Genomic DNA, 6,656 nt, shown 5'->3' on the forward strand with positions numbered 1-6,656 from the left:
GTGTGTGCCCCCGGAACAAGGCAGACACACACTCTTTCGGGTATATTTCGGGTATAGACGGTGTATTTCTTCGGTTCTGTCTAGAATGCAAATTCAATGTCTTCCAACGAGCCTTTGCGGCTTGCCGAAGGCGCATGACATTGGATTTGGTTTAATGGGATGTTCGGGTCTTCACAAATCTGCGACAACACGAACAGGAAATCCTTCAACATTTTATGGATCATCGCCGGTTTGAACAGCTTAGCGCAGTACTGGAAGCCGCCCGTGATGACTCCGTTATCTTCCGCTACAAACAATGAAAGATCGAATTTCGCATCATTCGTATGGTCAAGAACGTACGGGGTCAAGTGCAGCGCTTCAAACCGGGCCTCACGATCCTCGGTATTCTGCATGACAAACATCGTGTCGAACACCGGATTGCGGCTTGCGTCCCGTTTCACATTCAACCGTTCTACAAGCTCTTCGAAAGGATAGTCTTGATGCTCGAATGCACCCAAGGTCGTTTCTTTGACTTCTTCCAGGAAGGAAGCAAACGTCTTCTCTCCCGCCGGGTAATTGCGGATGGCAAGCGTGTTGACAAACATCCCGAGCAGCGGCTCCAAATCCGGATGTGTTCTTCCTGCGACAGGCGTCCCCACAATGATGTCTTTCTGGCCGCTGTATTTGGAGAGCAGCACGTTATAGGCGGATAGGAGAACCATATACAGCGTGCTCCCGCGGGTTGCCGCCAATTGGTTTAATTGCCGTGCAAGCTCGGAATCGACTTCGAATTCGACATGTGCTCCTTCAAAGCTTCGAACAGAAGGCCGTTCGTAATCCGTTGGCAAATCTGCCACAGGTAGTTCCCCTTCGAACGCCTGCAGCCAATACCCCTCCTGCTTATTCATGCGCTCGCGCTGCGCCTCGTGCTGCTGCCATACGGCAAAATCCTTGTACTGAATCCGCAAAGCGGGAAGCTCCTCGCCTGCATAGAGTCGGGACCATTCATCCACCAAAATCCCCATAGAGGCACCGTCGGAAATTAAGTGATGCATGTCCACCATCAGCAGATGGCGCTCCGGCTCCAGCTCGACGAGTTCTACGCGAAGCAGAGGCGGATGCTTCAAATCAAAGGTGCGGACGAAACCGCGGACGATGTCTTCGATCTCTTCTTCGTCAGCCTGCCTATACTCCACCTCAAATTCCACTTGCGCGTGCACCCGCTGTACCGGTTCGCCGTGCACCATCTCAAAGCCGGTGCGCAAAATCTCATGCCGAGCGATCAGCCTCCTAAACGACTCTTCAAACCGCTCACGATTCAGCGGACCTTCAAGCGTCATGAATTCCGGCATGTTGTAGCTTTGTTCCGCGCCTTCCAGTTGATGCAGAATGTAAAGCCGCTTTTGCGCCGAGGATAGCGGGTAGTACGCCCTTTCCTCAACGGTCGGTATGGATGCATAGGTCATTTGCGCCATGTCGGCGATCGCTTTCGCCATCTCCTCAATGGTCGGGAGCCGGAATACATCCCGCAGCGGCAGATTGACGTTCATCTCTTTATAGAGCTTGCTTACCAACGCAGTCGCACGCAGGGAATGTCCGCCAAGATCGAAGAAATTGTCCTTCACTCCGATCCTTTCAGCTCCAAGCACCTCTTGCCAAATCCGCACGAGCTGCTCTTCCAGCGGTGTACGGGGCGCGGTATATTCCGCACCGGTATTCACGCTTCCCTCCGGCGCGGGCAGCGCCTTGCGGTCCGTCTTCCCATTCGCCGTCAGCGGCATCTTCTCCAGCTGCACGAAGTATGACGGAATCATGTACCCCGGCATCTCCTGCGACAGCCTTCCTCTTAGCTCGCTCACCGTCAGCAGTTTGTCCGCTACCACGTACGCGCACAGCTGCTTCTCCCCGCTTTCATCCTCTCGCGCCATCACGATTACTTCCTGCACCGACTCCACCTTCAATAGCTGCGCTTCCACTTCCCCAAGCTCGATCCGGTACCCGCGTATCTTCACTTGATGGTCGATCCGGCCCATGTATTCGATGTTGCCATCCGGCAGCCATCTCGCCAAATCCCCCGAGCGGTACATCCGCTCGCCTGGCGTAAACGGATCGTCCACGAATTTCTCCGCCGTCAGCTCTGGGCGGTTCAAGTACCCGCGCGCCAGACCTTCTCCGGCCACATACATCTCCCCTGCCACTCCCGCTGGCACGCATCGGCGGTTGCCATCCAGCACGTACACCTTCAGCGTCGGGATCGGTCTTCCGATATTGCTTCTCCCCTCGGCGATTTCCACCTCCGTGATTTCCTTGTAGGTCACGTGTACCGTCGTTTCGGTGATCCCGTACATATTGATTAACTGCGTTGCCGGGTACCGCTTCCGCCAGTCCTTCAGCTGCTGCGGCGCCAGCGCCTCTCCTCCGAAGATGACCTTTCGAAGGCTTAGCGTCTGCCCGCTCTCCGCCAGCGCTTCGCGAAGCAGCTGGTAGAAATACGTCGGCGTCTGGTTCAGGATCGTCACGCCTCGCTCCTTCAGCAGCTGCAGGAACTGTGCTGGCTGTTTCGCCGTCATCGGCGGCACAATCACCAGCTTGCCTCCATACAGCAGCGCCCCGTACATTTCCCACACCGAGAAGTCGAAGCAGAACGAGTGGAACAAGGTCCACGTATCAGAAGAGCCGAAGTCGAACAGGTTCTTGCTGTTGAACAGCAGCCGGACGACGTTCTTATGTTCGATCAAGGTGCCTTTCGGCTTGCCCGTCGTTCCCGAGGTATAGATCACATAGGCCAGATCGTTCGGCTGGTTCACCGAGACGAGGCTCGCGCTATCCGCTGCGTAGGTCTGCTCGTCATCCAGAAGCAGGCAGACGCCTGCAAAGGTCGCTTTGTCCCGCAAATGCGCTTGCAGCAGCAGCACACTGGCTCCCGAATCGTCCAGCATGTAGCGAATGCGCTCCTCCGGATACTCCGGATCGATCGGCACATACGCCCCACCCGCCTTCAGGATCGCGAGAATCCCGATCACCATGGAAGGGGAACGTTCGGCCATAATGCCCACCAGCTGATCCGCCCCTACACCGTGGTTCCGCAGGGTACGCGCCAGACGGTTCGCCCGCTCATTCAGCTCGCGGTATGTCAGCCGCTCGTCCTCGTACTCGACCGCGACTGCATCCGGATGACGCTCCGCCTGCTCCTCGAACAACATGTGAATCGTCTTCTCTCTCGGATAATCCGCATCCGTATCGTTGAATACGGTAAGCAATTGAATGCTCTCTTCCGATGTCATCATATCCAGCGTTTCAATGGTCGCCGATGGGGTCTGGATGACGGTCTCAATCAACCGGTCGAAGTGCTTCGCCAACCGTTCCACCGTTTCCCTTGTATATAACGCCGTCGTGTATTCGATGCCGCATACCAGCTTGTCGGCATCCTCTGCGATTTCCAGCGTCAGATCAAACTTCGCTATAGACCGTTCGTTCGCGAAAGGTGCCAAGCGCAGCCCATCGATAGCAAATTCCCCTTCTTCCACGTTTTGCATGACCAGAAGCGTGTCAAAGAGCGGATTGCGGCTTACGTCGCGAGACACCCGTACTTTTTCCACCAGTTCCTCGAACGGGTAATCCTGGTGTTCATAGGCCTGCATGGTCGTTTCTTGTATTTCCTTCAGGAAGGAGCGGAATGATTTCTCCCCTAACGGATAGCTGCGAATCGCCAGCGTGTTGACAAACATCCCGATCAGCGGCTCCAAATCGCCGTGACTTCTGCCTGCAATTGGCGAGCCTACGATGATGTCTTCTTGGCCGGAATATTTATGAAGCAGCGTGGTATAAAGAGCTAAAAGCACCATATACAACGTGGCCCCCGATTCAGCGGCAAGCTGCCGCAAGGCCACACTCTTCCGCGCGTCGATCACGAACTCGTACGTGTCTCCTTTGAAGCTGCGGAATACAGGACGAGCGAAATCCGTCGGCATCTCGAGCACCGGAAGCTCCCCGCTGAACTGCTCCAGCCAGTACGCCTCCTGACGCTTCATCCTATCCTGCTGCGACTCGGACTGCTGCCACACGGCATAATCCTTGTACTGAATGAGCAGAGGCGACAGTTCTTCCCCGCCGTACAAGCGGACAAACTCCGCCACCAAGATCTCCATCGACACGCCATCCGAGATAATATGATGCATGTCGAACAGCAGAATGTGGCGGTGCTGCTCCAGCTCGATCAATCCGACCCGCAGCAGCGGAGGCTTCGTAAGGTCAAACGACCGAACAAATTCGCGCACGAGCTCGTCGGCTTCCCGTTCGTTAGCGACCTGCTTGTACTCCACCGCAAAATCCACCTGCGGGTATATCCGCTGTACCGGCTCGCCGTCTACCAGCTCAAACCCGGTGCGCAGCGATTCATGACGCGCAATCAGAGCACCGAACGACGCTTCGAACCATTCCCGGTCGAGTGCCCCTTCGAGCAGCATCGCTCCCGGCATGTTGTAGCTTTGCTCGGCTTCTTCCATCTGGTGCAAAATGTACATCCGTTTCTGCGTGGAGGATAAAGGATAATACTCCTGATCCCTAGCCACCGGAATGGAGGCATATTGCCGCTGCTCCATGCGGTTGATGGCTTCGGCCATTTCCTCGACCGTAGCGTGGCGGAACACGTCCCGCAGCGGCAAATCCACGTTTAGCTCCTTGTGGATCTTGCTGACCAGCGTAGTCGCCCGCAAGGAGTGGCCCCCGAGATCAAAGAAGTTGTCTCGAACGCCGACCTGCTCGGCCCCGAGTACCTCCTGCCAGATGCCTACCAGCCTCGCCTCCAGCGCTGTCCGTGGCGCGATATGCTCCACGCCACTCTGACCGCCTTCCGGTGCCGGCAGCGCCTTGCGGTCGATTTTGCCGTTCGCCGTGAGCGGCAGCCTCTCCATCTGCACAAAGTACGACGGGATCATATACCCCGGCAGCTCCTGCGACAACGCCGCTCTCAGCTCGCTTGCCTTTCGCTCATTCTCCGACGTGTAGTACGCGCACAGGGCTTTCTCCCCGCCTGCGTCCTCTCGCACCACCACGACCGCTTCCCCTATGCCTTCCGCTTTCAGCAGCTGCGACTCGATCTCCCCGATCTCGATCCGGTATCCCCGGATTTTCGCCTGATGGTCGATCCGTCCGATAAAGTCCACGTTCCCGTCCGGCATCCAGCGCGCCAGATCCCCCGTCCGGTATAGCCGCTCCCTCACTTCGAACGGACTCGGCACAAACTTCTCCGCCGTCAGCTCCGGTCGATTCCAGTAGCCTCGAGCCACGCCCGCTCCTCCGATGCACAACTCGCCCAGCACACCCACCGGCACCGGATTCAGATGCGCATCGACGATCGCAAACCGTGCGTTCAGCCACGCCTTGCCGATCGGCACGTTCCCTGTCTCCGGCAGCTTCTCCACTGGCTCCTCGTAGTAGCTCGAATCGATCGCCGCTTCCGTCACGCCGTAGGCGTTTATGATGCGGATCTGCCCGCCGTACCTCTCCTGCAGCTCGCGGTAATCCCCCACGCTGCAGCTGTCCGAGCTCGTAATCAGCAGCCGCATCGAGGAAAGCTCCAGCTCCTGCTCGGCGATATACGCCATGAATGGCACGATCAACGCCGGCGTCGATTCGAAGACCGTAATCTCGCAATCCCGTATCCAGCCGTACAGCCGGGTAGGGTCGATCCGGTCGTCCTTCGGGCAAATGACCATCGTTCCGCCGTTGTACAGCGTCCGCGCGATATCCCCCACGAACACGTCGAAGGAGAAGCTCGCCAATTGCAGCAGCCGGACTGGAAACTCGTTCAGGCGGTACTCCCGGCGATAGCCATCCGCCGTATTCACCAGACTGCGGTGCTCGATCATGACGCCCTTCGGCCGTCCGGTCGTCCCTGACGTATAGATCACATAGGCCAGATCACTCGGCTTGTTGACGTTCACCAGATTCATCCGGTTCGCGTCGTTCGACGCTCCTTCGCTGTACAACCCTTCGCTATACAGCGCCTCGTTGTCCAAGCACAGCACGGCCTGCAGCGTCTGCTCTTCCGCCAGCCACTCCCGCGTACGCTCCACTAGATGTGTCTGTGTCAGCAGCACTTCCGCTCCGCTGTCCTCCAGCATAAAACGGATGCGGTCGGCCGGGTAATCTGGATCGAGCGGCACATAGGCGCCTCCCGCCTTCCATACCGCCAGCACCCCGACCAGCATGTCCACCGACCGATCCGCCAGAATGCCGACCAGTTGATCCGGCTTCACCCCTTGGGCTCGTAGGCTGCGCGCCAGACCGTTCGAACGCTCGTTCAGCTCGCGGTAGGTCAGCCGCTTCTCCTCGTACACCACCGCCGTCGCCTCAGGGCTCCGCTCCGCTTGCTCCTCAAACAGGTGATGGAAGGTTTTCTCCAGCAGCGGCGGCGCGGTCTCTGGATTGAATACCCGCTGAATCTGCTCCTGCTCCTCCGCCGTCAGCATGCCTAACGATGCGATTTTCGCGCCCGGATCGTTCACAATCGCGGCGACCACTTGCTCGTAGTGCTTCGCCAACCGCTCTACTGTTTCTGGTTTGTACAACGCGGTTGCGTATTCGAGGGCGCATTCCAAACCGCCCTTGTCCTCCATGACATCAAGGCTCAGGTCAAATTTCGACATCCCGTAGTCACTCGGAAACGACGTCAG

Annotated in this window: 1 protein-coding gene; it reads right to left on the bottom strand. The window is 57.5% G+C overall.

The features are described 5' to 3' along the window. Positions 1-80: 80 nt before the first annotated feature. Positions 81-6,656 (bottom strand): amino acid adenylation domain-containing protein (locus tag ACSR9A_RS19170; protein WP_473758919.1); only part of this gene is annotated, 6,576 nt, incomplete at its 5' end.

The organism is Paenibacillus sp. R-74696 (genome assembly GCF_055814915.1).